Annotated in this window: 31 protein-coding genes and 1 pseudogene; 13 read left to right on the forward strand and 19 right to left on the reverse strand. The window is 64.3% G+C overall.

The window, feature by feature from the left end:
* The first annotated feature begins 65 nt into the window (after nucleotides 1–65).
* The 3 genes from DIC66_RS17345 to DIC66_RS17355 are packed head-to-tail and all read left to right on the forward strand — an operon-like array spanning nucleotide 66 to nucleotide 2560.
* On the forward strand, nucleotides 66–1019 hold the full coding sequence (locus tag DIC66_RS17345) for a fatty acid desaturase (protein WP_117179359.1): 954 nt from the start codon (nucleotides 66–68) through the stop codon (nucleotides 1017–1019).
* 5 nt (nucleotides 1020–1024) lie between these two features.
* Entirely contained in the window at nucleotides 1025–1840 is an 816-nt protein-coding gene (locus tag DIC66_RS17350; RefSeq protein WP_147321346.1) for a phosphate/phosphite/phosphonate ABC transporter substrate-binding protein, read from the forward strand.
* A gap of 48 nt (nucleotides 1841–1888) precedes the next feature.
* Nucleotides 1889–2560 carry a DUF6629 family protein gene (locus DIC66_RS17355; protein WP_117179361.1) on the forward strand — a complete coding sequence of 224 codons (672 nt, stop codon included), beginning with the start codon at nucleotides 1889–1891 and terminating at the stop codon, nucleotides 2558–2560.
* Here the strand turns inward: DIC66_RS17355 and DIC66_RS17360 are convergent.
* Complete coding sequence (locus DIC66_RS17360) at nucleotides 2547–3350, reverse strand: class I SAM-dependent methyltransferase (protein ID WP_117179362.1); 804 nt, start codon at nucleotides 3348–3350, stop codon at nucleotides 2547–2549. The genes DIC66_RS17355 and DIC66_RS17360 overlap by 14 nt on opposite strands.
* 110 nt (nucleotides 3351–3460) lie before the next feature.
* Here DIC66_RS17360 and DIC66_RS17365 point away from each other — a divergent pair, with 110 nt between their 5' ends.
* Nucleotides 3461–3769 (forward strand): hypothetical protein, encoded by a 309-nt coding sequence (locus tag DIC66_RS17365; RefSeq protein WP_117179363.1) that lies wholly within the window; start codon nucleotides 3461–3463, stop codon nucleotides 3767–3769.
* 27 nt (nucleotides 3770–3796) lie between these two features.
* On the opposite strand, the gene DIC66_RS17370 is transcribed toward DIC66_RS17365, so the two are convergent.
* Both DIC66_RS17370 and DIC66_RS17375 read right to left on the reverse strand, forming a co-directional pair.
* Nucleotides 3797–4018: a hypothetical protein gene (locus tag DIC66_RS17370; protein ID WP_117179364.1), complete on the reverse strand. Its 222-nt coding sequence runs from the start codon at nucleotides 4016–4018 to the stop codon at nucleotides 3797–3799.
* A 12-nt stretch (nucleotides 4019–4030) separates the two neighbouring features.
* A complete protein-coding gene (locus DIC66_RS17375) occupies nucleotides 4031–4180 on the reverse strand; it encodes a lmo0937 family membrane protein (RefSeq protein WP_117179439.1) in 150 nt (49 codons plus the stop codon).
* A 152-nt stretch (nucleotides 4181–4332) separates the two neighbouring features.
* Here DIC66_RS17375 and DIC66_RS17380 point away from each other — a divergent pair, with 152 nt between their 5' ends.
* Nucleotides 4333–4608, forward strand: a complete 276-nt coding sequence (locus DIC66_RS17380) for a hypothetical protein (protein ID WP_117179365.1) — start codon at nucleotides 4333–4335, stop codon at nucleotides 4606–4608.
* 56 nt (nucleotides 4609–4664) lie between these two features.
* Here DIC66_RS17380 and DIC66_RS17385 read toward each other — a convergent pair whose 3' ends face one another.
* Together DIC66_RS17385 and DIC66_RS17390 are read right to left on the reverse strand one after the other, a co-directional pair.
* Nucleotides 4665–5825 carry a GGDEF domain-containing protein gene (locus tag DIC66_RS17385; protein WP_158558937.1) on the reverse strand — a complete coding sequence of 387 codons (1161 nt, stop codon included), beginning with the start codon at nucleotides 5823–5825 and terminating at the stop codon, nucleotides 4665–4667.
* A 95-nt stretch (nucleotides 5826–5920) separates the two neighbouring features.
* The gene (locus DIC66_RS17390; RefSeq protein WP_117179367.1) at nucleotides 5921–6808 is read right to left on the reverse strand and encodes a dienelactone hydrolase family protein; all 888 of its coding nucleotides are present in this window, start codon (nucleotides 6806–6808) and stop codon (nucleotides 5921–5923) included.
* Nucleotides 6809–6957: 149 nt separating this feature from the next.
* Here DIC66_RS17390 and DIC66_RS23145 point away from each other — a divergent pair, with 149 nt between their 5' ends.
* The 3 genes from DIC66_RS23145 (at nucleotide 6958) to DIC66_RS17400 (ending at nucleotide 8905) form a co-directional block, all read left to right on the forward strand.
* Nucleotides 6958–7134 (forward strand): hypothetical protein, encoded by a 177-nt coding sequence (locus tag DIC66_RS23145; RefSeq protein WP_158558938.1) that lies wholly within the window; start codon nucleotides 6958–6960, stop codon nucleotides 7132–7134.
* Nucleotides 7135–7226: 92 nt separating this feature from the next.
* Nucleotides 7227–8360 (forward strand): hypothetical protein, encoded by a 1134-nt coding sequence (locus tag DIC66_RS17395; protein WP_199534786.1) that lies wholly within the window; start codon nucleotides 7227–7229, stop codon nucleotides 8358–8360.
* A 98-nt stretch (nucleotides 8361–8458) separates the two neighbouring features.
* Nucleotides 8459–8905 carry an SRPBCC family protein gene (locus DIC66_RS17400; RefSeq protein ID WP_117179369.1) on the forward strand — a complete coding sequence of 149 codons (447 nt, stop codon included), beginning with the start codon at nucleotides 8459–8461 and terminating at the stop codon, nucleotides 8903–8905.
* Between the two features lie 36 nt (nucleotides 8906–8941).
* Here the strand turns inward: DIC66_RS17400 and DIC66_RS17405 are convergent, their stop codons facing one another.
* The 5 genes from DIC66_RS17405 to DIC66_RS17420 all read right to left on the reverse strand — a co-directional run bounded on the left by DIC66_RS17405 (nucleotide 8942) and on the right by DIC66_RS17420 (nucleotide 11775).
* Nucleotides 8942–9379, reverse strand: coding sequence for a tellurite resistance TerB family protein (locus DIC66_RS17405; protein ID WP_117179370.1), 438 nt, complete (start codon nucleotides 9377–9379; stop codon nucleotides 8942–8944).
* Nucleotides 9380–9417: 38 nt separating this feature from the next.
* Nucleotides 9418–10398 (reverse strand): sodium-dependent bicarbonate transport family permease, encoded by a 981-nt coding sequence (locus tag DIC66_RS17410; protein ID WP_117179371.1) that lies wholly within the window; start codon nucleotides 10396–10398, stop codon nucleotides 9418–9420.
* A gap of 139 nt (nucleotides 10399–10537) precedes the next feature.
* Nucleotides 10538–10708 (reverse strand): hypothetical protein, encoded by a 171-nt coding sequence (locus tag DIC66_RS23150; protein ID WP_158558939.1) that lies wholly within the window; start codon nucleotides 10706–10708, stop codon nucleotides 10538–10540.
* Nucleotides 10701–11405 carry a Bax inhibitor-1/YccA family protein gene (locus DIC66_RS17415; RefSeq protein WP_117179372.1) on the reverse strand — a complete coding sequence of 235 codons (705 nt, stop codon included), beginning with the start codon at nucleotides 11403–11405 and terminating at the stop codon, nucleotides 10701–10703. Before DIC66_RS17415 ends, DIC66_RS23150 begins: the two co-directional genes overlap by 8 nt.
* Before the next feature lie 28 nt (nucleotides 11406–11433).
* Nucleotides 11434–11775: an HPF/RaiA family ribosome-associated protein gene (locus tag DIC66_RS17420; RefSeq protein ID WP_117179373.1), complete on the reverse strand. Its 342-nt coding sequence runs from the start codon at nucleotides 11773–11775 to the stop codon at nucleotides 11434–11436.
* Nucleotides 11776–11911: 136 nt separating this feature from the next.
* Between DIC66_RS17420 and DIC66_RS17425 the strand changes: the two genes are divergently transcribed.
* A complete protein-coding gene (locus DIC66_RS17425; RefSeq protein WP_117179374.1) occupies nucleotides 11912–12805 on the forward strand; it encodes a LysR family transcriptional regulator in 894 nt (297 codons plus the stop codon).
* On the opposite strand, the gene DIC66_RS17430 is transcribed toward DIC66_RS17425, so the two are convergent.
* Nucleotides 12802–13761: a TerC family protein gene (locus tag DIC66_RS17430; RefSeq protein WP_117179375.1), complete on the reverse strand. Its 960-nt coding sequence runs from the start codon at nucleotides 13759–13761 to the stop codon at nucleotides 12802–12804. The genes DIC66_RS17425 and DIC66_RS17430 overlap by 4 nt on opposite strands.
* A gap of 245 nt (nucleotides 13762–14006) precedes the next feature.
* Between DIC66_RS17430 and DIC66_RS17435 the strand changes: the two genes are divergently transcribed.
* Together DIC66_RS17435 and DIC66_RS17440 are read left to right on the forward strand one after the other, a co-directional pair.
* On the forward strand, nucleotides 14007–14531 hold the full coding sequence (locus DIC66_RS17435; RefSeq protein ID WP_117179376.1) for a DUF2062 domain-containing protein: 525 nt from the start codon (nucleotides 14007–14009) through the stop codon (nucleotides 14529–14531).
* Nucleotides 14532–14652: 121 nt separating this feature from the next.
* Entirely contained in the window at nucleotides 14653–15588 is a 936-nt protein-coding gene (locus DIC66_RS17440) for a Tim44 domain-containing protein (protein WP_117179377.1), read from the forward strand.
* On the opposite strand, the gene DIC66_RS17445 is transcribed toward DIC66_RS17440, so the two are convergent.
* The gene (locus DIC66_RS17445) at nucleotides 15585–16643 is read right to left on the reverse strand and encodes a zinc-dependent alcohol dehydrogenase (protein ID WP_117179378.1); all 1059 of its coding nucleotides are present in this window, start codon (nucleotides 16641–16643) and stop codon (nucleotides 15585–15587) included. The genes DIC66_RS17440 and DIC66_RS17445 overlap by 4 nt on opposite strands.
* Before the next feature lie 236 nt (nucleotides 16644–16879).
* On the opposite strand from DIC66_RS17445, the gene DIC66_RS17450 reads away from it, so the two are divergent.
* Together DIC66_RS17450 and DIC66_RS17455 are read left to right on the forward strand one after the other, a co-directional pair.
* Nucleotides 16880–17476, forward strand: a complete 597-nt coding sequence (locus tag DIC66_RS17450; RefSeq protein ID WP_117179440.1) for a malonic semialdehyde reductase — start codon at nucleotides 16880–16882, stop codon at nucleotides 17474–17476.
* Between the two features lie 23 nt (nucleotides 17477–17499).
* Nucleotides 17500–18768 (forward strand): OmpP1/FadL family transporter, encoded by a 1269-nt coding sequence (locus DIC66_RS17455; RefSeq protein WP_117179379.1) that lies wholly within the window; start codon nucleotides 17500–17502, stop codon nucleotides 18766–18768.
* Here DIC66_RS17455 and DIC66_RS17460 read toward each other — a convergent pair.
* The 7 genes and pseudogenes from DIC66_RS17460 to DIC66_RS17490 form a co-directional block, all read right to left on the reverse strand.
* Nucleotides 18750–18998, reverse strand: a complete 249-nt coding sequence (locus DIC66_RS17460) for an HNH endonuclease (RefSeq protein ID WP_117179380.1) — start codon at nucleotides 18996–18998, stop codon at nucleotides 18750–18752. The genes DIC66_RS17455 and DIC66_RS17460 overlap by 19 nt on opposite strands.
* A complete protein-coding gene (locus DIC66_RS17465; protein ID WP_117179381.1) occupies nucleotides 18995–19771 on the reverse strand; it encodes a hypothetical protein in 777 nt (258 codons plus the stop codon). Before DIC66_RS17465 ends, DIC66_RS17460 begins: the two co-directional genes overlap by 4 nt.
* Before the next feature lie 78 nt (nucleotides 19772–19849).
* A complete protein-coding gene (locus tag DIC66_RS17470) occupies nucleotides 19850–20419 on the reverse strand; it encodes a cytochrome b (protein WP_117179382.1) in 570 nt (189 codons plus the stop codon).
* A gap of 75 nt (nucleotides 20420–20494) precedes the next feature.
* The gene (locus DIC66_RS17475) at nucleotides 20495–21367 is read right to left on the reverse strand and encodes an ABC transporter permease (protein ID WP_117179383.1); all 873 of its coding nucleotides are present in this window, start codon (nucleotides 21365–21367) and stop codon (nucleotides 20495–20497) included.
* On the reverse strand, nucleotides 21364–22188 hold the full coding sequence (locus DIC66_RS17480; protein ID WP_117179384.1) for an ABC transporter ATP-binding protein: 825 nt from the start codon (nucleotides 22186–22188) through the stop codon (nucleotides 21364–21366). The genes DIC66_RS17475 and DIC66_RS17480 overlap by 4 nt, the downstream gene beginning before the upstream one ends.
* Nucleotides 22188–23192 (reverse strand): ABC transporter substrate-binding protein, encoded by a 1005-nt coding sequence (locus tag DIC66_RS17485; RefSeq protein WP_117179385.1) that lies wholly within the window; start codon nucleotides 23190–23192, stop codon nucleotides 22188–22190. The genes DIC66_RS17480 and DIC66_RS17485 overlap by 1 nt, the downstream gene beginning before the upstream one ends.
* A 53-nt stretch (nucleotides 23193–23245) precedes the next feature.
* Nucleotides 23246–24141, reverse strand: a pseudogene (locus DIC66_RS17490) (TauD/TfdA dioxygenase family protein).
* Nucleotides 24142–24155: the final 14 nt, after the last annotated feature.

Raw genomic sequence — 24155 nt, forward strand, 5'->3', positions numbered from 1 at the left:
CTTGCCTGCCCGCAGCCCAGCGCCCTACACTCGCACGCACCACACACCCCATTCTCTTCAGCCCTATGCAAGACGACAACGTACCCCGGTCCGCAATCGAATGGCCCACCTGGATGGTCTGGCTGACTGTCTGGGGTGCCTGGCTGGTGCTGGTGGAAAACTACGACAACATTCCAGCCTGGATAGCCACACCGCTGCTCATCGTGCTGGTGGCCTGGTACATGAGCTTCCAGCATGAGCTCACCCACGGCCACCCCACCCGCAACGAGACCCTCAACCGCCTGATCGGCCTGCCTCCGCTGGCCATCTGGTACCCCTTTGACACCTACAAGGCCGACCACCTCAAACACCACGACGATGCCCACCTGACCGAGCCCGGCGTGGACACCGAGAGCAACTACATCACCCCCGAGCAAGCCGCCACCATGGGCACGGTAGCGCTGTGGCTGTACAAGAGCCAGCGCACCGTGCTGGGCCGCTTGCTGATAGGCCCGGCCATCGTCATCGTCAGCCTGGCCACGCGCATCGCACGCGGCCTGCGCGCTGGCGATTGGACCCAGCTGCGGGTCTGGGCCGTGCACCTGCCCCTGGTGGCCCTGCTGCTGTGGGCGCTGGAGCGCTACACCAGTGTCTCGGCCTGGCACTACTGTTTTGGCATCGCCTACCCGGCCCTGGGCCTGGCCATGCTGCGCTCGCTCTACGAGCACCGCCCCGGCGCCCTGCCCACACACCGCACCGTGATCAACGAAGCCGCTGCCCCCTGGCGCCTGCTCTACCTGAACAACAATTACCACGTGGTGCACCATGCCTACCCGCAGGCACCCTGGTACCAGATTCCCGCCCTCTACCACGCAGACCCTGCGGCCTGGCAGGCAGGCAACGGCGGCTTTGTGTTGCCTGGCTACCTGTACCTGATTCGCCACTTTGCCTGGACCCCTGTAGACAGCCCGGTGCTGGCCGCTCCCGCCACAGCACCGCAACGCGCGGCCAAGCCCGCACGCGCCGCCGCCAAGCCGTGAGCGCCATGCAGGCGGCGATGCCCATGTACTTCCCGCCACAAGCGGCGCTGCAGGCTTTCTGGGCCGCGCTGGCAACGCTGCTGCGCGCGGACCCGCGCATGGTGGCCGCCGACATCCCCGAAGTCCTCACGCAAGCAGCCGACTGCCATGTGCAATGGCTGGAGCCTGACTTGCTGCTCAGCCAGGCCTGCGGTTATCCGCTGGTGACACAGTTGGCAGGCCGCGTGCAACTGGTGGGCACCTTTGCCTATGACGCGCCCGGAGCAGAGGGCACGGACTGCCGCAGCCAGCTCATCTGCCGCGCCAGCGACCCGCGTAGCAGCCTGGAAGCCTTCGCAGGCAGCACGCTGGCCTTTAACGACACCATCTCGCAGTCCGGCTACAACGCCCTGCGTGCCTTGGTCAGCCGCAGCGCAACGCCAAGGCCTTTCTTTGCCCACACCGTGATGACGGGCGCGCACTACCGCTCCATTGAAGCGGTGCGCAGTGGGCAGGCTGACATGGCGGCAGTGGACGCGGTGAGCTGGGCGCTCTGGCAACAGGACCAACAGCGGGACCAAACAGGTCGTGCAGCTGAACTCCGGGTCTTTGGCCAGACGGATACCTATCCGGGCCTGCCACTCATCACCTCGCTGCAAACCGCGTCGGAGGTACTGGCGGCGCTGCGCCAGGCACTGCAGCGCATTGCCAGCGACCCGGCGTTTGCCGCTGTGCGTGCGCCCCTGCGCATCACCGGTTTCAAAGCCACCACGCCAGCGGATTACCAGCGCTGCCTGGACATGCAGGCGCTGGCCTTTGCCGCGGGTCTGCACACACTGTAGGTGCGATATCGCACGTTGTGCGAGCCCAAGCCGTGCTACCTTGGCAGCATGTGTTTTTCCGCCACCGCCAGCTTCACCTCTTCCGCGCTCCTGATTACGGCGGGTGCCGTGGCGCTGCGCCAGAAGCCCGACCGCCACGCGTGGCCCTATGCGCTGATGCCGGTTCTGTTTGGCGTCCAGCAGTTTCTGGAGGGGCTGATCTGGCTCAAGCTCGATGGCCACACTGCCCTGCTCAACGCTGTGTCCACGACCGATCTGGCGCAGGCCTTCTCGCTGTTCTCGCAGGTGTTCTGGCCGGTGTTTGTGCCGCTGGCCGTGGGCCTGATGGAGCCGGTGCTGTGGCGCCGCCGCGCCATCCTGGCCTGCCTGCTGGCGGGGCTGGTGGCCAGCATGTTCCTGTTGAGCGCCATGCTGCAAATTCCCATCACGGCATCGCTGCAGGGGCAGCACATTGCCTATGGCTTCAGCCACACCCATGTGCTGACGGCCAGCACGCTGTACCTGGTGGGCGCCTGCCTGGCGCCTCTGCTGTCCAGTCACCCCAGCGTGCGGCTGTTCGGCGTGGTGGCAGTAGCCACGGCAGCGCTCACTTATCTGATCTTTGCGGCCTGGTTTATTTCCGTGTGGTGCTTTTTTGCCGGCCTGATGAGTTGCGTGGTGTTGCTGCACTTCTTCCCGCAGGTGCAGCAGCATTTCAGAACCCGGCTTAAGGCTTGGTGAACTTGAGCGTCATGCGGTCGCTCTCGCCTAAGGCCTGGTACTTCTCGCGGTCCACGTCCTTGTTCACAAAGGACGGCGGCAAGGCCCACACACCGCCCACGTGGTCGGCCGTGTCCTTGGGGTTGGCATTGATCTCGGAGGCCGCCTCCAGCGTGAAGCCCACGCTTTGCGCCATGCGCACCACGTAGGCTTGGTGCACATAGCCGGTGCTGCTGGTGGCATCCTGGATTCTCCCGGCGGGCAGGCGGTGCTCCACCACGCCCAGCACGCCACCGTGCTTGAGGCTTTGGTAGGCGCTGGCAAACACCGCGCGCACGCCTTCGTCGCCATTCAGGTTCCAGTTGTGCACGTTGCGAAAGGTCAGCACCAGATCGGCCGAGCCGGGTGCGGCGTAGTTCAGCTTGGCCGGTGGCGCAAACACGCCCAGCACCACGCGGTCATAGAGCGCAGGTTGTTGGGCCAGCTTGGATTTGAGGCGCTCCAGGCTTTTCAAAGCCTCGGGCTTGTCGGAGGCCGGGTCATCGGCGGCCAGCACCAGCAGCCCCTTGTCGCGCAGATAGGGCGCCAGGATCTCGGTGTACCAGCCGCCGCCCGGGCTGATTTCCACCACCGTGCTGTCGGGGCGCAGGCCAAAGAAGTTCAGGGTTTCATAGGGGTGGCGCCACACGTCGCGCGCCGCAAAGACCGGTGTGCGGTGCGTGCCGGCAATCACATCCTTGAGTGCGCCATCAGCCTGCGCCGCTGTGCAAAGTGTCAGGGCCAACAGGACAGCCCCTGCAAATGGGTTCATGGACTTTCCTTGTAGTTGTGCGCGCCGCGTGAGGGCGAGCGCACAACTATAGGGGCATTGCGCAGGCCTTCTGACGTGTGGGTGCAATTGCAGGCGCGCACAATAGGCCCATGAACTTCTTGCTGGATTTTGTGGCCCAGACCCTGCGCAGTGTTTTGCGGCTGTTGATGGTGGCCATGCTGGGCGCTCTGGTGCTGGGCATTCTTGCGTTTGGCCTTTGCGCAGCGCTGCTGTCGGTGCTGTGGTCTTTGCTGCGTGGAAAAAAGCCCGCCATGTTCACCGTGTTCCAGACCTTCCGTCAGGCCTCACAGCCCTTCAGGCAGGGCTTTCAGAAGGCAGCCCCGGCCAGCCAGGGCGATGTGGTGGATGTGCAGGCGCACGAGGTGCGCCAGGCGCTGGAGCGGCCCGAAGGCCACTGACCGGACCTCTGCCCCTAAGCCAGGCCCTCAGGGCTTGCGTGAACCCGTCAGCAACAGCAGCAGGCCTACGCCCACGGCGCCCAGTCCGGCCCACAGCGGGATGTTGACGCGTTGCTGCTCTGTCACTTGCAGCTTGATGGGGCCGATGCTGGCAGCTTCGGTTTGTTTGGTGTAGCTGAAGCCACCGTAGCTGGCGCCCAGTGCGCCCAACACGATCAGCAGAATGCCCAGGGTTTTGATAGCGTTCATGGCGGGCTCCGTCTACAAAGGGCTGCGGCCTTGGATCACGCGCACCAGCACGACCACGATAGCGACGACCAGCAGGATGTGGATGAAGCCGCCCATGGTGTAGGCGGTGACCATGCCTAGCGCCCAGAGTATGAGCAAAATGATAGCGAGGGTTCCGAGCATGGTGTCTTCCTTGTGTTGTTGAAATTCAGAGGTTTCAGTGTCGCGCGCGGCGGCGGCGGCGTCGGTGCGCTGGCGCACGCTTGCCAAGACTGGCGCACGTTGCCATGCAGAGGCGCCAAGTGCTGCCCCACCTGCTGCCTTAAGATGAAGGCATGTACAAAATCTACTGGACCGATGCGACCAGCGCAGCCTGCTCCCAGGACGAGACCCTCCTCACCCGGGCCCTGGACCTGGTCAAGGCCAGGCGCGATGCCGGGCACTCGTTTGTGACCATGGTCGCCGAAGACCCGGACCATGTGGGAAAGCCCGGTGTGGACGCGGTGGTGGATGGCAAGACGCCCGACGGGCAGGACTATGAATGGTCCAAGTCCGGCCGCGCCGGCAAGCCCCGCAGACACGACAAACCGCTGGCCGTCAAAGACCGCTAAGGCTGCAAGCGCGTTTGGCGTAGCACGACAGCCTGTGCTTTTGAGAGCAAACCGCTCTACCTGCTGGCCGACTTCATTGCGTACAGGCGTTTGTCGGCCGCGGCAATCAGGGTGTCCTGGTCAGCGCCGTCTTCCGGGAAGCTGGCCAGTCCGTAGCTGAACGACAGGCGGTGCTCCGTGTCACCCAGGCGCGTGGTGCGGGCGCGCAGCCGGTTGCGGATGTTGGCAATGTTTTTTTCCATCGCCTTGATGTCGGTGAGGTGGTAGCTGGCAATGAACTCGTCACCACCCAGCCGCCCAATGATGTCCGAGTTGCGGCAGGACGCGCGCAGCACATTGGCCACTGAGAGCAGCATCTGGTCGCCTGCCAGATGGCCGAAGGTGTCGTTGACGTACTTGAGTTCGTCCACGTCAAACAGCGCGATGACAAAACAATCCTGGTGCCGTGTGGCCCGGTCCAGCGAGAGCTTGAACAGGTCCTCAAAATAGCGGCGCGTCAGCAGCCCGGTGAGCGCGTCCACCTGGTAGCGCTTGATGTTGGTGGTGTAGCGTTCGCGGGCCAGCAGCCCGATCTCGATCTGCGTGCGAAAGCGCTCCACTATCTCCACGTCCTGCGCATCGTAGGTGCCCGACACCGGGGAGTCCAGGTTGAGCAGCCCAAAGAGCCGGTCACCCACAAACAGCGGCGCGGAGATGACCGTCTGGTAATCCCATTGCCCCGGCTTGAAGACGGTCTCAATCCGCGCAAAGTCGTCCCGGGTGATGAGCCGCGCCTCCTGAATCTCCCCCTTGGTGATCTGGTACAGGAAACTGTCTTCCAGCCTGAGCTGGAACTTGCCCACAAACTCTTCGGTAAAACCCCGGGAGGCGGCAAAGGTCAGGCGGCCGTCTTCGCCCAGGATCAGGATGGAGCCAGTGGTGGCCGTGTCAAAGACGCTGAAGAGGTAGTTGAGGATGGTGCGGTAAATGAGTTCGATGTCCTCATTGAGCAGGATCTCTCGGTTGACCTGCACATTCATCTCGGCCAGCAGGCTCAGGCGCCGCGATGCTTCCTTGAGGGCCTGGAAGCGGCGGTGCACCAGAAAGGCTGCAGCAGCGGTCAGCAACAGGCCGGTGGCAATCGCCACGGCCAATGGCGCAAAGTCCTGCCCGTACACCGAAAGTGCGACCAGGGTGGCGACCACGATGGCGACCTGTGCCAATGAGACAACAGCCAAGCCTGCTCGAAGCGTAAGAGAGTTCAGCTGCATGCCGCTTAGTATGGCATGCCCACAGGGCGGGGCCGGGCAAAACGGCCCCGTTGAACCCGGGTTCAGGCCAGATGGGTCTTCAGGAATTCCACGGTGCGCGTCCACGCCAGCGCGGCCGCCTGGGCATCAAAGCGCGGGGTGGTGTCGTTGTTGAAACCGTGCTGCACACCGGCATAGGTGTAGGCCTCGTAGCGCGTGCCCGCGCCCTTGAGGGCGGCCTCATAGGCGGGCCAGCCCGCGTTCAGGCGCTCGTCGACCCCGGCGTAATGGATGAGCAAGGGCGCACGGATCTTGGGCACCTCTTGCGCCGGTGGCTGCGCGCCATAAAACGGCACGGCCGCGCGCAGGTCGGGCAACTGCGTGGCCAGGTAGTTGGCAATGCCGCCACCCCAGCAAAAGCCGACCACGCCCACATGGCCGTTGCCCTCGGTGCTGGCTTGCAGCCAGCGCTGGGCAGCCACAAAGTCGGCACGGGTTTTTGCGCCGTCGAGCTTGGGGAAAAGTTCGCGCGCCTTGTCTTCGTCACCGGGGTAGCCGCCCAGGGGCGTGAGGGCGTCGGGCGCGAAGGCCAGGAAGCCTTCCAGCGCCAGGCGCCGGGCAATGTCTTCGATGTGCGGATTGAGTCCCCGGTTTTCATGCACCACCAGCACGGCGGGCAACCGGGCGCCGGTGCCCGCAGGCTTGGCCAGGTAGCCATGCAACTTGCCGTTGCCCTCCGGGGAATCGATATCCAGGTAGCGCGTCTGCAGGCGCGCATCGCCGGGGGCCACCTGCTGCGCCTGGGCAAACTGCGGGCTGAGTGCGGCCAGCAGACCGGCCGCACCGGCGGCCGAGCCAGCAAAGCGCGTGGCCGATTCCAGAAAGCCGCGGCGGCTCAGGTCGCCGTGCACGTAGCGGTCAAACAGTTGCAATACCTCGGGCTGGAAATCGTGGGCGGTAAGACGTGTCATGGCGGTGTCTTTCTTGGTACAACGGACATGGCACGACTGCCATGCTGCGTAAAAGTGTAGGACCTTTGCAGCAGCCCGCGCCCAGCGCCCGGGCATACCCCTTTTGTGTTTGCGTGGTTCAGTTAGACTGAACCAAAGGAACCCACACTATGGCAGGCGTATTCGGCAAAGACCCCCACATGAAGAAGAGCAACCATGCGGAGCTGGAACGGCTCAACCTGGAACGCAAACGCAAGTTGGCCGAGGCCGCTGCCAAATTCACCGGCAAGAAGCCGCTTGCAACGGGCAATGCGGAAAAGGACGCCACCGCGAACGGCAAGGGCTAGCCCGGCGTTACAGACTCTTACGCCGCAAGCGCCCCGTTTGCGGCTGCACCCCTATACATTCGGGCCTTCCCAATTGTTTCAGGGTGTCGACTTTGCATGTTTTGATCAAGACCACCTGCCTTGCGGCAGCACTGGTCAGCGCGCTGTGCGCCTGTGGTGGTGGCAGTGGCAGTAACAACGTAGCCACGGCCGCCAGTGCGGTGCCCGGATTCGTGGTGGCCACGCCTGCAGGCCTGGTGGTCGGCAACCCGGGCAGCAGCTATCCCGTACCTGTGGCCGCTCAGGCAGTGGACACCCGCACACCCAACCATGTGGTTGGCAATGGCACAGCCGCCAGTTGCACCGGCGCGGCCGTGGTGGCGGCGGTGGCACAGGGCGGCATCATCACCTTCAGTTGCGGGCCGGACCCGATCACCATCACGCTGACCAGCACCGCCAAGGTCTTCAACAGCCAGCCCAATGTGACGCTGGATGGCGGCGGGCGGGTCACGCTCAGTGGCGGCGGTACCACCCGCATCCTGTACCAGAACACCTGCGACGCGGCCCAGGGCTACACCACCGCCCATTGCCAGAACCAGGACGCGCCCACCCTGACGGTGCAGAACCTGGCCTTCAGCAATGGCAACGCCACCGGCCAGCTGACGGACGGCGGCGGCGGCGGCGCCATCTTCGTGCGCGGTGGGCGCTTCAAGATCGTGAACGCGGTCTTCATCAACAACCAGTGCGAGGCCACCGGCCCTGACGTTGGTGGCGGTGCCGTGCGCGTGCTCAGCATCTACAACAACGAGCCGGTGTATGTGGTGGGCAGTACCTTTGGCGGCGCCACGGGCCTGGGCAACTTCTGCTCCAACGGTGGCGCCCTGAGCGGCATTGGCGTGTCGTACAGCGTCTACAACAGCCTGTTCACCCACAACCGCGCCATTGGCAACGGCGCCAATCCGGCGCGCACAGGCACGCCCGGTGGCGGCAGTGGCGGGGCCATCTATAACGATGGCAACAGCTTTGCCCTGCAGCTGTTTGGCAGCACCCTGCGCGACAACAGCGCGGTGGAAGGCGGTGGTGCCGTGTTCTATGTCAGCAACGACCGCAGCGGCACGCTGTCCATCACCAACTCGGTGGCTGAACGCAACCCCAATGCCGGCTTCTTCACAGTGGGCTTTCCGGGCTTCTTCATCCTGGCCGCCCCCGGGCAGCCGGTGGTGAGCAATTCGACCCTGTCACCCTAGTCCCGGCAGCAGCAGGGTTTCGTGCACCGGGGGTTGGTGTGGGGCGCAGACGTACTATGCTGCAAGCCTTTGCACCATTACTTTGCAGGAGAAAGACCATGGGCACTGGAACTGTCACGTTGCACCGCGTATTGCGCGCACCACCCGAGCGGGTGTACCGCGCCTTTCTGGAGGCCGAGGCACTGGCCAAATGGCTGCCACCCTACGGCTTTACCTGCCAGGTGCACCACTTGGACGCCAGGGTGGGCGGCAGCTTTCGCATGACGTTTTCCAACTTCAGCCATGGCGGCGGCCACTCCTTTGGTGGCGAGTACCTGGAGCTGGTGCCCCATGAGCGCATACGCTACTGCGACCGCTTTGATGACCCCAACCTGCCCGGCGTGATGCAGGTGACAGTGTCCCTGCGCAAGGTGCGGTGCGGCACCGACATCGAGGTGGTGCAGGAAGGTATCCCCGAGGTCATTCCGGTGGAGATGTGCTACCTGGGCTGGCAGGAGTCGCTGGCGCAAATGGCCACGCTGGTGGAGCCCGACATTCCCGGCTAGCCAGCCGCCGCCGTTGCGGTGGCCATGGCCTGCCCCTCAGGGTTGCGCGAGCCCGTGCATGCCATCGGCTGCGGGGGCCCTGGGACCAGGGTGAAGCCTCCAATGTTCGGCCGCTGCCGCCAGAACGACGGATTCACCGGCCGCAACATGGCCGTCCACCTGGGCAAGCCGGACACACAGGTCCAGCACCTTGCGCCGCAGGGCGGGTGCATCGATCTCGCCCATCAGTGCAGCCAGCGTGTAGGCGTCCACCGGGCAGCTGTCTGACCAGGCGAGCTGCTGGCTGGACAACAAATCCTCGCAAAACGCATCAATGACGCCGTGCAAGGCCTCGCGCTCCAGACCGAGCTGTTCGTGCGCCGCCACGGCATCGAGCAAGGCCAGTTCGGCCTTGTTCACATCGCCGTCTGCGATGAGGGTCAGCGCGACGATGCGGGCTGCGGCTTCGGGACTGTTTGGAGGGTACTTGCGCATGGGATTGTCCTTGCTCTAGGGATTGAGGCCTGGTGTCATCAGAGCCAGCGTTGGGCGGCCTGCAGGTACAGCGGAATGCCCAGCAGGATGTTGAAGGGGAATGTCAGACCCAGCGACATGCCGAAGTACAGGGAGGGTTTGGCTTCGGGGATGGCATGGCGGATGACGGCAGGCACGGCGATATAGGACGCACTGGCCGCCAGCACCATCAGCAGCGCCGTGTTGCCCACCGACATGCCCAGCGCCCAGCCAAGCAGCAATGCAAGGCCCGCGTGCAGCGGCGGCCCACCCAGCGCATACGCCAGCAGCCATACCGACTGCCCCCTGAGTTGGCCCATGTTGCGCGCTGCCAGCAGGCCCATGTCCAACAGGAAGAAGGCCAGCATGCCCTTGAACAAATCCACAGAGAACGGTTTCATGGCCGCCTGGCCGGATTCGCCGGTCAGCACGCCGATCAGCATGGCGCCCACGAGCAGCAGTTGCGCGCCATCGGTGAGGGCCTCGTGAAGGATGCGCCCCAGTGGCGCGTTGCCTGTGGTGGCGGTGGTGAGCGGCCCGGCCGCCGCATGGGCGCTTTGGCGCGCATGGTTGGCCAACAGCACCGCCAGCACGATGGCGGGCGACTCCATCAACGCCATGGCAGCTGCCATGTGGGCACCGAAGGCGATGCCCTGGTTGTCGAGGTATTGCACTGCGGTGATAAAGGTGACCGCGCTGACCGACCCGTAGGTCGCCGCAATGGCGGCGGCATCAAAGCCGTTGAGGAAGCGCCGCAACATCACATACCCCAGCACCGGCACCAGGACAGCCATGGTCAGTGCGGCTCCCAGGCTGACAAGCACGTCCTGCGTCAGGCCGGACTTTGCGAGGGCAAAGCCGCCCTTGAGGCCCAGGGCCATGAGCAGATACAGCGACAAAAACCGCGATATCTGCGGCGGGATTTCCAGATTGGACTTCAGCAATCCCGCCAACATTCCAAAGACGAAAAACAATATCGCAGGATCAAGAAAGCTTTGCATGGGCGCTTCGTTGGGTACAGGTTTCAGTCAAAGATGTCATGGGGCCAGGACTTCTTGCGGTCGGACATGGCCAGGGTGGCATCGGTGCAGTGCGGGCATTTCATGGTGTTCTTTCCAGGTGTTGCCTTGCGGCAGGATGTCAGGGCACCCAGGCTGCGGCGCTGCCCATCAGGCCCAGGGCGCCCACTGCCAGCAGCAATTTGGCATCGCGCGGGTTGCGCAACCTGTACTCATGCCAGGCGGCATAGAAGATGGTGAGCGCCAGGACGAGTGCGCCGACTGCCAGATCCGGAGCGGTCAGGTCAATCATTGGAGCCACCCAGTCCAAACAGGCTCAACAGGCTGGTGAACAGGTTGAACACCGACACATACAGGCTCACGGTGGCCATGGCGTAGTTGGTCTCGCCCCCGTTGATGATGCGGCTGGTTTCAAACAGGATCAGACCTGCAGACAGCAGGGCCACCATGGCGGACACGGCCAGGCCCAGGGCGGGGATCTGGAACACCATCGCAGCAACACCGGCCAGCAGCGCGATGACCATGCCTGCGAACAGGAAGCCACCCATGAAGCTGAAATCGCGCCGTGTGAGCAGCACGTAACTGGAGAGCGCCAGGAAGGTGACGCCAGTGGCCGCCAGGGCCATGGCAACGGTTTGTGCGCCACCCGGCAAGGCCAGGGCACGCGTCAGCATCGGCCCCAGCGTGTAACCCATGAAGCCTGTCAGGGCGAATACGGCAGGCAAGGCCCAGGCGCTGTTTTGCAGCTTGTGCACGGCAAACAGCAGGCCAAAGGTGCCGGCCAACGTGAGGACCAGACCGGGCGCTGGCAACTGCAGCATCACCGCAGCCCCGGCCACGGCGGCGCTGAACAGCAGGGTCATGGCCAGCAGGGCATAGGTGTTGCGCAGGACCCGTGTGGTCTGCACGGAAGACGCTGCGGAAGGTGTCTGCAGAACCGGGTACTGCGCCGGGCTGCCGGATGACAGGGATGCGTGTGTGTTGTTCATGGTGTTTCTCCTGGAGTTGATAGACGGCTTAACTGTCGATTGCCAGCTTGGCGCTGCGGTCGCGCACGGGCTTCTGGGCGCGCTGCAGGCTGCGTGACAAGACCCGGGTGGCGCGGCCGATGGAGCGGTCCAGCGCGGTGCGCCAGTCGCGTGCCAGGGAGGCAATCACCACGGTACCCACCCGGTCGGTGGTGAGCTCCACCTGGCAGCGTTTGTCCACCCCGCCGCGCGGACCGTTGACGTCGGTAAACCGCACCTTGGCATGGGGCACGAAGGTCGCCAGGCGCCGCAAGGCGAAGCGCATGCGCTGCACGGACAACTCACGCATCTGGGCGCCATCGGCATCCCGGGATTCAAAAACGATTTGCATTGCATTTTCTCCAGTGGGTTAAGGAAGGGGTTATGGGAAAGGTGAACAGTGGGTTGAAGCAAGCCTTGAAGATAGAAGGCAATGGCCACGCGAGAAAGCAGATAATTTCTTATCGACATTCCCAAAAAAGCGGACCATGAGCACCTCCTTCAACTACAAGCATCTGTACTACTTCTGGGTAGTGGCCAAGGAGGGCGGCATCTCGCGGGCTGCAGAAAAGCTGGACATGGCAGTGCAGACCGTGAGCGCCCAGGTGCGCGAGCTGGAACGCTCGCTGGGCTATGCCCTGCTCAAGCCCGCCGGGCGCGGCTTGGTGCTGACGGCTGCGGGACAGGCCGCGCTGCAGCAGGCCGACCAGATTTTTCAGCTCGGCGAGGACTTGCCGACCAAGGTGCGCGATGCGGTCAGCACCCCCGCCGTGCGGCTGGCCGTGGGTATTTGTGACGGGCTGCCCAAGCTGGTGGTGCACCGCCTGCTGTTGCCGGTCATTGCCGAACCCAACTTGCGCCTGTTGTGCCACGAAGGCGGGCTGGACGACCTGCTAGGCGACCTGGCCTTGCACCGTCTGGACATCGTGCTGGCCGACCGGCCGGCTCCGGCCAACCCCAACCTCAAGCTCTACAGCCACGCCCTGGGTTCCACCACCATTGCCTGGTATGGCACGGCGGCCCTGGTGGCCGAGGCGGGTTCCAATTTTCCGGACTGCTTGGCCACCATGCCACTGCTGCTGCCCATGGCCCACACGCCTTTGCGCGAGCGCCTGGACCTGTGGTTTGAGCAGCGCGCCCTGCGCCCGCGCGTGGTGGGTGAATTCGCCGACAGCGCCTTGCTCAAAACCTTTGGCGCCAGCGGCATGGGAATTTTTCCGGCGGCGCAATGGGCGCATGACGACTTGCTGGCGCACTACGCCGTGCAGCGCCTGGGACCCTGCGAGGGGGTCACCGAGCACTTCTTTGCCATCGGCACCGAGAAAAAGGTGCAGCACCCGCTGGTGCAGCGCCTGCTGCAACCCGCGCTGCAGGCGGCTTAGCCCTTGCTTTCGGCCGGAGCGGTGCGCACGCTCAGCAGCATGGTCAACGCCAGGATGCCCACCACAACGCCCAGCGAGAACAGGACCGGGATTTTGTAGACATCGATCAGGCACATCTTGGCACCGATGAACACCAGAATCACAGCCAGGCCGTAGTTGAGCAGATGGAACTTGTTGGCCACCGCAGCCAGCAGGAAGTACATGGCGCGCAGGCCCAGAATGGCAAACACATTGCTGGTCAGCACAATGAAGGGGTCACTGGTGATGGCGAAGATGGCGGGGATGGAGTCCACCGCAAAAATCACGTCGGTGAGCGCAATCAGGCAGATCACCATCATGAGCGGCGTGGCGATCTTCTTGCCGTTTTCCATGGTCCAGAAGTTCTCGCCGTCATAGTTCTTGCTCACCGGCAGCAGCTTGCGCAGCAGCTTGAGGGCCGGGTTGTCGTTGAGGTCGGGCTCCTTGCCGGCGGCCCACCACATCTTCACGCCGGTGAGGATCAGGAAGGCACCGAACACGTAGAGGATCCAGTGGAACTCGGCCAACAGCCAGCCACCCACCAGGATCATGATGGTGCGCAGCACGATGGCGCCGATGATGCCGATCATCAGCACCCGCTTCTGGAAGTGCGTGGGCACGGCGAAGTAGGTGAAGATCAGCAGGAACACAAAGATGTTGTCCACTGCCAGCGACTTCTCGATCAGGTAACCGGTCAGAAACTCCAGCGAGCGGGTGTTGGCAATTTCCGTGGAGCCGGTGGCGTCTTTGACGGCCCACCAGAAGAGGCCGTTGAACAGGAAGCTCAGGCCGATCCAGACCAGGGACCAGTTCAGCGCTTCCTTCACGCCGATGTCGTGCGAGCCCTGTTTTCTGAGCACCACAAAGTCAATGAACAGCGACACCAGCACGATGCCGCCGAAAGTGGCCCACAACCAGAGGGGAGCAATTGTCTGCATGAATAACCTCACACCGTACGAATGGAAAACCGGCCACCCCTGAGGGGCACCGCGCCTGTGCGGCATGCGAAAAGATAGCCTGTGCACATGGGACGCAAGTCTATCCCCGAAGCCTCATGTTTATGCAGAATTGAATATCTTTAAGCTTCGAAAAAACAGGAGCGTTGCTACGCATTCCCCTGCTGTGCGGAGCGCTCCCGCACGGGCAACATGCCTTCCATTCCCAAAAACGAAAGGCGGATGCCATGACAGGCCAACCCAAGCACTGGAGCGAACGCTTGAGCGCCTCGCTGCCCACCCGGCACACCTTGTCTGCCCACCCCTGGCTGCAGCCGGTCGGCACGCGGCTGCTGGACCCGCAGCTTTGGCGGCTGCAACACGAAGCGGTGGCCCGCGGTGTGGCGGTTGGCACGTTTTGGGCTTTTGCCATTCCATTCGCCCAGCTGGTGGTGGCAGCGGTGCACTGCACCTGGTGGCGCGCCAACATTCCGGTCGCCGCCGCAATGACCATGGTGACCAATCCGCTGACGATTGGTTTCTGGCTCTGGCTGGCCTACCAGCTGGGCGCGCAGATCCTGGGCGAACCCCTGGGCCAGGCCATGGCCGCAGGCGCCCAGGCGCCGTCGTGGTTTGCGGAGTATGGCTGGCCCACGGTGCTGGGCATGGGCCTGTTTGCCACGGGCGGGGCGGCCTTGGGCTATGTGGCCGTCAAGCTGGTGTGGCGCCTGCGCGTCTGGCTGAAGCGGCGCACACGCCGGGCCGCCGCGTGAACGCGCGGCAGCGGCCACGGCATCCCTTTTTTCGGAGTGTGCCTCAGCCTCTTGCTGCTTTTTCACAAGCGCCCGGCAACCTACGCTTGGCCCTGTTCTTTCATATTCAAAGGAGATTCCCATGAAACGCTTGCTCTCACTGTTGGCCGTGGTCTTTGCCTTCGGCCTCTCCACGCTGGCCCTGGACGCCGAAGCCGCCAAACGCCTGGGCTCCGGCAAATCCATGGGCACGCAACGCCAGGCTGCGCCCGACAAAGCACCCGCCGCTGCCACGCCCTCGGCGGGCGCACCGGCAGCAGGTGCCGCCGGCGCCGCTGCTGCAAGTCCGGCACGTTCGTGGATGGGCCCGGTTGCCGGCCTGGCAGCGGGCCTAGGCCTGGCGGCACTGGCCTCGCACCTGGGCTTTGGCGACGAGTTGGCATCGCTGGTGATGATGGGCTTGTTGGCCGCAGCTGTGATGCTGGCCATCGGCTTCTTCCTGCGCAAGCGTGCCGCCGCGCAGCAAGGCACGCCACAGGCACCGCAGGGCATGCAGTTCGCCCGGGTGAACGGCGGCTTGGCACCCGACGCCGTGCGCAGGGCTGCGCAGGATGTTCCGGCCTACAAAGTGTCCATGCCCGCAGGCGGGCGCAGCAGCATGGGCCCGGGCACAGCGGAGCGGGACAACCGCCGCATACCCGCGGACTTTGACACCGCCGGCTTTGAACGCAACGCCCGGGTCTACTTCCTGCGCCTGCAGGCCGCCAACGATGCCTGCGACCTGGACGATATCCGCCAGTTCACCACGCCCGAAATGTTTGCCGAACTTCAGCTGGACATGCATGAGCGCGGCAAGCTGCTGCAGAAGACCGAGGTGACCCGCATCGAGGCCGAGGTCACCGATGTCGAAGAAGACGCAGACCACTATCTGGTGAGCGTGCGTTGCACGGGCGTGCTGCATGGCGGCAACGCAGAAGCGGCCGAGTCGTTCGACGAGATATGGCATTGGGCCCGCTCACGCCAGGACAATGGTGGTTGGGTGCTGTCCGGAATACAGCAGCACCGTGCGCTGGCCTAGGTGTGCTGCACGGCACTGGCGCGGTGGCTTGAGAAATCCAGCACCACGCGCGAGGGCACTTCGCCCTTGCCCAAGCGCTCGAACACGCTGTTGATGGCCGACAGGGGCTGCAACTCGATGTCGGCCTTGACCCGGCCCTGGGCGGCAAAGGCCAGGGCCTCGGCCATGTCCTTGCGCGTGCCCACAAACGAGCCGCGCACGGTGATGCAGTTGGCCACCACGTCAAACAGCGGCATGGGGAACTCGCCCGGGGGAATGCCCACTAGTACGCAGGTGCCCCACTTGCGCGTGAAGCCCACGCCCTGCTTGAAGGCTGGCAGCGACGGTGCGGTGATCAGAACGCCGTGCGCACCACCACCGGTAATAGCCACCACGGCCGCAACCGGGTCGCCCTTGGCGGCGTTGACCACGGCCTCAGCACCCAGGCGCGTGGCGTGGGCCAGTTTGTCGTCATCAATATCTACCGCGCATACGCGCAGGCCCATGGCCAGGGCGTACTGCACCGCCAGATGGCCCAGCCCGCCAATGCCGGAGATGACGATCCACTCGCCCGGCTTGGCCTGCGTTTCCTTGATGCCCTTGTAAGAGGTCACGCCCGCGCAGATCAGCGGTGCGGCCTCGATGGCCGAGAGACCCGCCGGGATGTGGGCCACGTACTGCGGGTCGGCAATGATGTATTCGGCAAAGCCGCCGTTTTGCGTGTAGCCACCAAACTGCGCCTCAGCACACACGGTCTCGCGCGCGGCCAGGCAAAACTCGCAGTGGCCGCAGGCCGAGTACAGCCAGGGCACGCCCACGCGCTCACCCAGCTTCACAGCGGTCACGCCCTCGCCCAGCGCCACCACCAGGCCAATGCCCTCGTGGCCCGGTGTGAAGGGCAGCGCGGGCTTGAGTGGCCAGTCGCCATTGCGGGCGTGCAGGTCGGTGTGGCAGACACCGCAGGCTTCTATCTTCACCAGGATCTGCCCGGCGTCCGGTGTGGGAATGTCTATGGTCTTGAGGACCAGGGGCTGGCCGAACTGCTCGACCTGGGCGGCTTGCATGGTGTGTGTCATGGGGAAGTTCCTTTGGTTAGCCCCCATCATGGACAGCACGGCGCGCACAGTCTGCGCTGTGGCACACACAACGGCTTTCTTCGCTCGTGTCTTTGACAGGCAAAGCCGCCCACTAGCCGCTTAGTCGCTGCGGTAATTTGCAACTGCGCATTCGGTCGTTCCTGTTTGGGCCGCGCACTTCCAGAATGGGCGCATCCATATCCAAGAACTTCTTGCCTGCAAGGGCCGCTGCCGCCATGACGCAACTCCACTCCCTTCCCGAAGCCTCGCTGAACCAACTGTTTCGCGTGGCCCGCACCGTCAACGGCTTTCAGTCGGTGCCCGTCAGCGACGAGACCCTGCACGCGCTGTATGACCTGCTCAAGTGGGGCCCCACGGCCTTCAATGCGCAGCCTGCGCGCTATGTGTTTGTGCGCAGCGCCGAGGCCAAGGAGAAGCTCAGGCCCGCGCTGTCGTCGGGCAATGTGGCACAGACGCTGGCCGCCTCGGTGACGGTGATCGTGGCGCAGGACACGCGCTTCTTCGAGCACCTGCCGGTGCAATTCCCGGCCTACAACGCCAAACCCCTGTTTGAAGCCAATGCGGCCCTGTCCCTGGCCACCGCTGCGCGCAACAGCAGCCTGCAGGGCGCCTACCTGATTCTGGCGGCGCGCGCGCTGGGTCTGGATGCGGGTCCGCAATCCGGCTTTGACCCCGAGCAGATCAACAAGGCCTTCTTCCCCGATGGCCGCTACCAGGTGAACTTCCTGGTGAATCTGGGCGTGGCCGACCCCGCCGGCATTCGCCCACGCGGCCCGCGCCTGGGCTTTGAAGAAGTCGCACAGATTCTGTAAACCCGCCTGCACAGACACACACCATGCAACGAACCAAACACACCCTCACACGCCACAGCTGCCTGCTGGCCCTGTTGCTGCTGCCTTATGCAGCCCAGGCCACCAACGGCTATTTTTCCAGCGGCTACGGCGCCAAGGCGCAGGGCCTGGCCGGCGTCGGCATTGCCCTTCCACAGGACGCCCTGGCTGCAGCCACCAACCCCGCAGGCACCGCCTTGGTGGGCGAGCGTGCCGACCTGGGCGTGACACTGTTCACACCCAACCGCAGCGCCGACATCGTGGGCAACGGCGCAGGTGCAGACGCCAGCTATGACGGCAATGGCACAAAGCGTTTTCTCATTCCCGAATTTGCCTTTACCCGCCGCATTGACGCCAACACCGCGTGGGGGCTTGCGGCCTACGGCAACGGCGGCTTCAACACCGACTACCCCACCAACCCCTACGGCCGCTTTGGTGCCACCGGTTCGGCCGGCATCAGCCTGGAGCAGCTCATCATCACGCCCTCGCTGGCCTACAAAATCAATGAAGCGCACACCGTGGGCGTGGCGCTGAATGTGGCCTACCAGCAGTTCTCGGCCAAGGGCATTGGCATCTTTGGCACCAGCCAGACTTCCAGCGCGCCTGCCAACGTGAGTGACCAGGGCGTGGACAGCAGCACCGGCAGCGGCCTGCGCATAGGCTGGACCGGCAAGCTCAGCCCCAGCCTGACCCTGGGCGCCACCTGGGCCTCCAAGATCACCGGCAAGTTTGACAAATACAAGGGCCTGTTTGCCGACGGCGGCAGCTTTGACATCCCGGAAAACTATGGTCTGGGCCTGGCCTTTGCGGCCTCACCGGAATGGACGCTGGCCGCCGATGTGCAGACCATCCGCTACAGCCAGGTCAACGCGGTGGGCGACTCGGCCGCCAGTTTCTTTGCCGGCCAAAAACAGCTGGGCACGGCCAATGGCCCGGGCTTTGGCTGGCGTGACATCACCGTGCTCAAGCTCGGTGCCAGCCACCAGTACAACCGGGACTGGGTACTGCGCGGCGGCATCAGCGTGGCCGACCAGCCGGTGGCAGCACAAGAGACCTTCTTCAACATCCTGGCCCCTGGCGTGGTGCAAAAGCACCTGACACTGGGTGCCACCTGGACCAGCCCCGCGGGCGGAGAATGGACCGGCTACTATGCGCGCGCCTTTGGCGAAAGCGTGACCGGCAACCAATCCATCCCTGCCAGCTTTGCTGGCGGCAATGTCAACCTGCATCTGGATGAAACCCTGCTGGGTGTTTCCTACGGCTGGAAGTTCTGATCGCCTCCGGGCTGCGCCACCTTGGCGTGGCGCTGGTTGTTGCAGCGCCCGTGGCTGATGGCCAGGTTCTCCTGGTGGCTGCTGCCGCCTTCGCTTAAGGGCTGTATGTGTTCCAGCGTGGCGTCTGCGGGCAGCACATGCTCGCCGCACATCCAGCAGGGCACCACGCCGTGCAGCTGGCGGGCCACGGTCTTGTAAATCTTGTCGCGGGTCAGGCCGAGTTTGCTCATGGGTTGGGGGTGGGGGTGGGTATGCATTGTCCGGTACGGGGGCACACGGTGGCTGGTGCGCCGTGGTACCAGACTTGCTCGGGCTCTTGCGCCTGGTCCAGCCGCAAGGCGGTGGCAGGGTCGGTATCCAAAGTGATGTGCAGAGCCTGCATGAGGCGCGCATCTTCAACGGGGAGCTCCCAGGTCAGGAAGACCTGGTCGCAGTTCTGCGCGCCGGCAAAGTCCGCTGCATCGAAGCCGCTGGCGTGCCGGGCAATCACGGCATGCGGCTGGCCGGTGTCAAAAATCAATGCGGTGCCGCGCACCAACGGAATGCGCTGGCCGGTGTGCGGGAAGTGCACATCCAGGCCGCAGTCCTCGCTTAGGAACAGGTTGCAAAAGGCCGCCGCGCCATACTGCGCGCCGTCGTGGTGGTAGCGCGCGCCGCGGCAGGCCATCAGGGCCACCTCGCTGGCGGTCAGCACCTCGGCCAGGCCCAGGGCGCGCGTCCAGTCGGCCACGGCGTCTACGCACTGGCGGTAGTCGGGCCAGCGCATGCGTGCGCGGGCCAGGGGCAGGGACTCCACATCGCCGGGCTCCAGGGACAGTTGCTGCGCGATCTCGCGCTGCCAGTCGGCCAGCAGCCGGGCCGGAGGTGCGGGCACTGCAAGCGTGGCGGTGAGCACCACATCCCCCACGCTGCGGCTGCGCAGGGCTTCGCCAGTGCGGTAATAGGCAGTGTGCGGCGTGGCGCTTTCGGAAGAAGGTGTGTGGAGACGGGTAGCGATGCGCATGGCTATGCATGGTACGCGGTGCGCAACACCATCCCTGCTATGCAGCGGGATGGCGCTTGCCGTCAGGGCTTGCGGTGTTCAGCGCGCCCAGCGCTTGGGCAGCATGGATGCAAGCACGCCGTCTTTAAGGATCACGTGGTGGTAGATGGCCGCCACAGCGTGCAGGCCAGCCAGCCAGATCAGGGTGTCGCCCAGGAGGCCGTGCACTTCACCCCAGTCGGCCAGCTTGGCAATGGGCGAGTTGGCAATCCAGGGCATCTGGTCCACACGCAGGCCACCCAGCAGGGTGAGCGGATGGCCTTCGCTACCCAGCGCCAGCAGTGCACTCATGGGAAGTATCAGCAGCAGGGCCCACAGGGCCAGGTGCATCAGCTTGGCCAGCTTGTCCACGGCGCTATCGCCTCCGAACTGCGGTGCTGCCGGACGAAAGGCCAGCCACACCAGGCGCAGCAGGGTCAGCACAAACACCAGCACACCCAGTGACTCGTGCCAGACGATGTCGTTGCGGGTTGCCGGGTCCAGGCCTTCGTGCATCTGTCGGCCAAAACCGCCAGGGCCGAGGATGAAGGCAACGGTGACTGCAATGGCGGTGAGCCAGTGAAAAGCACGGCTGAGGGCGTCGTAACGGGAAGGAGAAGAGAGGTTCATACAAAGGCCTGTTTTTTTTAAATATGGGATCAGTATGCCGACGCTTTGTTAACCGGTGATTAAGGCACTGTATCCCTAGCGCTGCATGCCCCAGCGCCGCACCGTCAGGCGCTCCACGGTGCGAAAGATCAGACCTTCGACGAGCAGGCCAATGGCAATCACCATGACCAGGCCGGCAAACACGCGGTCGGTCTGGAGCTCGTTGCGGTTCTGGAAGATGTACCAGCCCAGGCCACCTTTGCCCGAGGAGGCGCCAAACACCAGCTCGGCCGCAATCAGCGTGCGCCAGGCAAAGGCCCAGCCGATCTTCAGGCCGGTGAGGATGGCCGGCAGTGCGGCGGGCACCAGGATCTGCAGCACAAAGGGCAGGCCCTTGAGGCCGTAGTTGCGCCCGGTCATGCGCAGGGTTTCGGGCACCGCCTGAAAGCCGGCAAAGGTGTTGAGCGCCATGGGCCAGACCACCGAGTGCACCAGCACAAAGATCAGGCTGCCCTGCCCCAAGCCAAACCACAACAGCGCCAGCGGCAACAGGGCAATGGCAGGCAACGGGTTGAACATGGCCGTGAGCGTGGCCAGCACATCGCGCCCGGTGCGGGTGGACACCGCCAAAGCGGTAAGCACAAAGGCCACGAACACGCCGCCCACATAGGCCTGCAGCAGGATGGCCAGCGAGATGCGCGTCTTGACCAGCAGCTCGCCGCTGGCCATGCCGTCCCACAGGGCCAGCGCGGTCTGCCGCACGCTGGGCAGCAGCAGGTCGTTGTTGTGCAGGCGTGCGCCGACTTCCCACAGCAGCAAGCAGGCCAGCACCACCAGCAGGCGCCGGAAGAAATCGCTTTGCATCAGCTGCGTGGCCCAGGGCAGGCTGCGCTGCACATCGCGCGCGGTGACGGCGGGCAGCACGTATTCGCGCTCGGGCCGCAAGGGGGGTGTGAGAGCGTGCGTCATGCGAGAGCCTGTTCTGCCTGGGGTGGGGTGCTGTGGGCGGGCTGCTCAAACAGCAGTCCGTGGATGCGCTGGGCCGCCTGCTGAAAGGCCGGGCTGCCCTGGCTTTGCAGGTTGAAGGCATCGGCGTTGATCTCGGCGCGCAGACGCCCCGGGTGCGGCGACAGCAGAGCAATGCGGCTGCCCACCACCAAAGCTTCCTCAATCGAGTGGGTAACGAACAGCAGGGTGAAGCGCACCTCCTCCCACAGGCGCAGCAGCTCTTCCTGCATCTTGCGCCGGGTGAGTGCGTCCAGCGAGGCAAAGGGCTCGTCCATGAGCAGGATGCGCGGCTGCATGGCCAGCGCGCGGGCAATGGCCACGCGCTGCTTCATGCCGCCCGACAGGGTGTTGGGGTAGGCGGCGGTAAAGGCCGACAGGCCCACCTTGTCCAGGTAGTAGAGCGCGCGCTCGCGTGCGGCCGCACCGCGCAAGGTGCCCGAGGCGTGCAGGGCAAACAGCACGTTGTCCAGCACCGTCTTCCAGGGTGCGAGCTGGTCAAACTCCTGGAACACCACCACGCGGTCCGGGCCGGGCCCGCTCACGCTCTGGCCCTGCAACACAATGCGCCCCTGCGCTGGCGCCACAAAGCCGGCCACGGCCTTGAGCAGGGTGGATTTGCCACAGCCCGAGGGGCCCAGCAACACGTAGCGCTCGGCCTCATACACATCGATGCTTACGCCCTGCGTGGCGCGCACGATGCGGTCGCGCGTCTGGTATTCCAGACTGACGTTCTGTATCTGCAGCAGGGCCTGGGCTGTGTCACTCACCAGTTGGACGCTCATCAGTTGCCTGGCTGTGCGTAGGCTTCTTCAAAGAAGTAGTCCTTCCACGAAGCCGCCTTGTTTTTCAGGACGCCCAGCTTGTAGAGCTCGTCGGCATACACGTAGGTGCGATAGGGCGACACGGTGAAATCGTTTTCCGGGTCATCCAGGATTTTCTTCACAAAGTCCAGCGACAGCTTGGATTTCTGCACCCGGATAAAGGTCTCGGCGGCTTTGGTTTTGTTCTTCTTGATGAACTGCGAGGCCTCCAGCAGCGCGGCGTAAAACGCCTTGTAGGTCTTGGGGTTTTCGTCATGGAACTTCTGCGTGGTGTAGAGCACGTTGAAGGTGGCCGGGCCGCCCAGGATTTCGTAGGAGCTGATGATCTTGTGCACCTCTTTTTTCTCCAGCGCCTGGTAGTAGAAGGGCGCACTGGAGAAGTGGGTGTTGATCTCCGAGCCACCGGCCATGAGGGCGGCGGTGGCGTCCGGATGCGGCAGGCTGACCGAGATGCTGTCAAAGCGTTTGAAGTCATCCTTGCCAAACAGCTTGGCGGTTTCAATCTGCAGGGTGCGTGACTGGAAGCCCGTGCCCGCAGCGGGCACGGCAATGCGGTCCTTGTCGCTCAGGTCCTTGAGGGTCTTGACCTTGGGGTTGTTGGTGATCAGGTAGTTGGGCAGCGAGCCCAGGGCGGCCACGGCGCGCACGTTTTGGCGCTCACGGGTGCGGTCCCACAGGGTGAGCATGGGGGGCACACCGGCCGACACCACGTCCAGCGCGTTGGCCAGCAGGGCCTCGTTCATGGCGGTGGCACCCGAGATCTGGTTCCACTCCACCTGGATATCCAGGCCTTGCGCCTTGCCGTATTTTTCAATCAGCTTCTGGTCCTGCACCACGTCCAGGATCAGGTATCCGATGCCGAACTGTTGCGCGATGCTGATGTGGCCTTCGGCCTGGGCTGCACCGGCAGTGGCGGCCAGGGCCAGGCTCACGAGCCAGGGGGTGAATTTTTGGAGAGTGGTCATTTGGATGTGGTGTTGGTGGTGAAGTTATTGCGTTGCCAGATCAGAACGGCGTGTCAGAACGGCGTGTCGCCTTCAATCGTGGTGCGGTAGAGCTTGCGGCGCAGGTGGTCGGGTGTGCCTGCGGCCAGATGGGTGACCGAGCGGTTGTCCCAGAACACCATGTCATGCGGCTGCCACTGGTGGCGGTAAACCAGCCCGGCTGCGGTGGTGTGGGCAAACAGGCGCTGCAACAGGGCCGCGCTTTCGCTGTCCGGCAGGCCCACGATGCGGGTGGTGAAGTGCTCGCTGACAAACAGGCTCTTGCGCCCGGTTTCGGGGTGCGTGCGCACCACCGGATGCACCACCGGCGGCACGGCATCGAGCTGCGCCTGCGTGAGCTTGGGCCGCCAGGGGTTTTTGGCCCGCAGGGCTTCGTATTGGCACAGGTAGCTGTGCTCGGCCTGCAGGTGGGCCACCGCAGTCTTCAGGTCTTCAGGTCTTCGGGCAAGGTGTCCCAGGCGGTGTGCTGGTTGGCAAACAGGGTGTCGCCGCCCTCGGAGGGCAGCTCCTGCGCATGCAGCATGGAGCCCAGGCTGGGCGTGGGCACATAGGACAGGTCGGAATGCCAGAACAGCCCGGCGTCTCCCAGGCCAATGGGTTTGTCGTTTTCCTTGATGTTGGAGACGATCAGTATCTCGGGGTAGCCCGGCAGCTGGAAGTCCTTGAGCACATGGATTTGCAGCGGCCCGAAGCGCTTGCTGAAGTCAATCTGGTGCCCGGGTTGTATGCGCTGATCGCGAAACACCAGCACGTGGTGCTGCAGATGGGCCTGGTGGATGGCGATGAAGTCCTCGGCCTCCAGCGCCTGCGTCAAATCCAGGCCTGTGACCTCTGCGCCCAAGGGGCCTGGCAGCGGTCGGATGTCAAAGTTCTGGGCCATGCGTTCCTGTTCCTGTGTGTAGTCGCCCATGCGGCGAGAACAGG

The sequence above is a fragment of the Rhodoferax lacus genome, assembly GCF_003415675.1.
Taxonomy (GTDB): domain Bacteria; phylum Pseudomonadota; class Gammaproteobacteria; order Burkholderiales; family Burkholderiaceae_C; genus Allorhodoferax; species Allorhodoferax lacus.

Coding starts and splice junctions, on each gene's coding strand:
- DIC66_RS17435 (WP_117179376.1), top strand. CDS start 14,007: ATGACAGGCCAACCCAAGCACTGGAGCGAACGCTTGAGCGCCTCGCTG.
- DIC66_RS23145 (WP_158558938.1), top strand. CDS start 6,958: ATGGCAGGCGTATTCGGCAAAGACCCCCACATGAAGAAGAGCAACCAT.
- DIC66_RS17390 (WP_117179367.1), bottom strand. CDS start 6,808: ATGACACGTCTTACCGCCCACGATTTCCAGCCCGAGGTATTGCAACTG.
- DIC66_RS17380 (WP_117179365.1), top strand. CDS start 4,333: ATGTACAAAATCTACTGGACCGATGCGACCAGCGCAGCCTGCTCCCAG.
- DIC66_RS23150 (WP_158558939.1), bottom strand. CDS start 10,708: ATGATTGACCTGACCGCTCCGGATCTGGCAGTCGGCGCACTCGTCCTG.
- DIC66_RS17445 (WP_117179378.1), bottom strand. CDS start 16,643: ATGACACACACCATGCAAGCCGCCCAGGTCGAGCAGTTCGGCCAGCCC.
- DIC66_RS17420 (WP_117179373.1), bottom strand. CDS start 11,775: ATGCAAATCGTTTTTGAATCCCGGGATGCCGATGGCGCCCAGATGCGT.
- DIC66_RS17470 (WP_117179382.1), bottom strand. CDS start 20,419: ATGAACCTCTCTTCTCCTTCCCGTTACGACGCCCTCAGCCGTGCTTTT.
- DIC66_RS17455 (WP_117179379.1), top strand. CDS start 17,500: ATGCAACGAACCAAACACACCCTCACACGCCACAGCTGCCTGCTGGCC.
- DIC66_RS17410 (WP_117179371.1), bottom strand. CDS start 10,398: ATGCAAAGCTTTCTTGATCCTGCGATATTGTTTTTCGTCTTTGGAATG.
- DIC66_RS17370 (WP_117179364.1), bottom strand. CDS start 4,018: ATGAACGCTATCAAAACCCTGGGCATTCTGCTGATCGTGTTGGGCGCA.
- DIC66_RS17345 (WP_117179359.1), top strand. CDS start 66: ATGCAAGACGACAACGTACCCCGGTCCGCAATCGAATGGCCCACCTGG.
- DIC66_RS17430 (WP_117179375.1), bottom strand. CDS start 13,761: ATGCAGACAATTGCTCCCCTCTGGTTGTGGGCCACTTTCGGCGGCATC.
- DIC66_RS17350 (WP_147321346.1), top strand. CDS start 1,025: ATGCAGGCGGCGATGCCCATGTACTTCCCGCCACAAGCGGCGCTGCAG.
- DIC66_RS17425 (WP_117179374.1), top strand. CDS start 11,912: ATGAGCACCTCCTTCAACTACAAGCATCTGTACTACTTCTGGGTAGTG.
- DIC66_RS17360 (WP_117179362.1), bottom strand. CDS start 3,350: ATGAACCCATTTGCAGGGGCTGTCCTGTTGGCCCTGACACTTTGCACA.
- DIC66_RS17475 (WP_117179383.1), bottom strand. CDS start 21,367: ATGACGCACGCTCTCACACCCCCCTTGCGGCCCGAGCGCGAATACGTG.
- DIC66_RS17465 (WP_117179381.1), bottom strand. CDS start 19,771: ATGCGCATCGCTACCCGTCTCCACACACCTTCTTCCGAAAGCGCCACG.
- DIC66_RS17485 (WP_117179385.1), bottom strand. CDS start 23,192: ATGACCACTCTCCAAAAATTCACCCCCTGGCTCGTGAGCCTGGCCCTG.
- DIC66_RS17355 (WP_117179361.1), top strand. CDS start 1,889: ATGTGTTTTTCCGCCACCGCCAGCTTCACCTCTTCCGCGCTCCTGATT.
- DIC66_RS17450 (WP_117179440.1), top strand. CDS start 16,880: ATGACGCAACTCCACTCCCTTCCCGAAGCCTCGCTGAACCAACTGTTT.
- DIC66_RS17405 (WP_117179370.1), bottom strand. CDS start 9,379: ATGCGCAAGTACCCTCCAAACAGTCCCGAAGCCGCAGCCCGCATCGTC.
- DIC66_RS17480 (WP_117179384.1), bottom strand. CDS start 22,188: ATGAGCGTCCAACTGGTGAGTGACACAGCCCAGGCCCTGCTGCAGATA.
- DIC66_RS17400 (WP_117179369.1), top strand. CDS start 8,459: ATGGGCACTGGAACTGTCACGTTGCACCGCGTATTGCGCGCACCACCC.
- DIC66_RS17415 (WP_117179372.1), bottom strand. CDS start 11,405: ATGAACAACACACACGCATCCCTGTCATCCGGCAGCCCGGCGCAGTAC.
- DIC66_RS17460 (WP_117179380.1), bottom strand. CDS start 18,998: ATGAGCAAACTCGGCCTGACCCGCGACAAGATTTACAAGACCGTGGCC.
- DIC66_RS17440 (WP_117179377.1), top strand. CDS start 14,653: ATGAAACGCTTGCTCTCACTGTTGGCCGTGGTCTTTGCCTTCGGCCTC.
- DIC66_RS17365 (WP_117179363.1), top strand. CDS start 3,461: ATGAACTTCTTGCTGGATTTTGTGGCCCAGACCCTGCGCAGTGTTTTG.
- DIC66_RS17375 (WP_117179439.1), bottom strand. CDS start 4,180: ATGCTCGGAACCCTCGCTATCATTTTGCTCATACTCTGGGCGCTAGGC.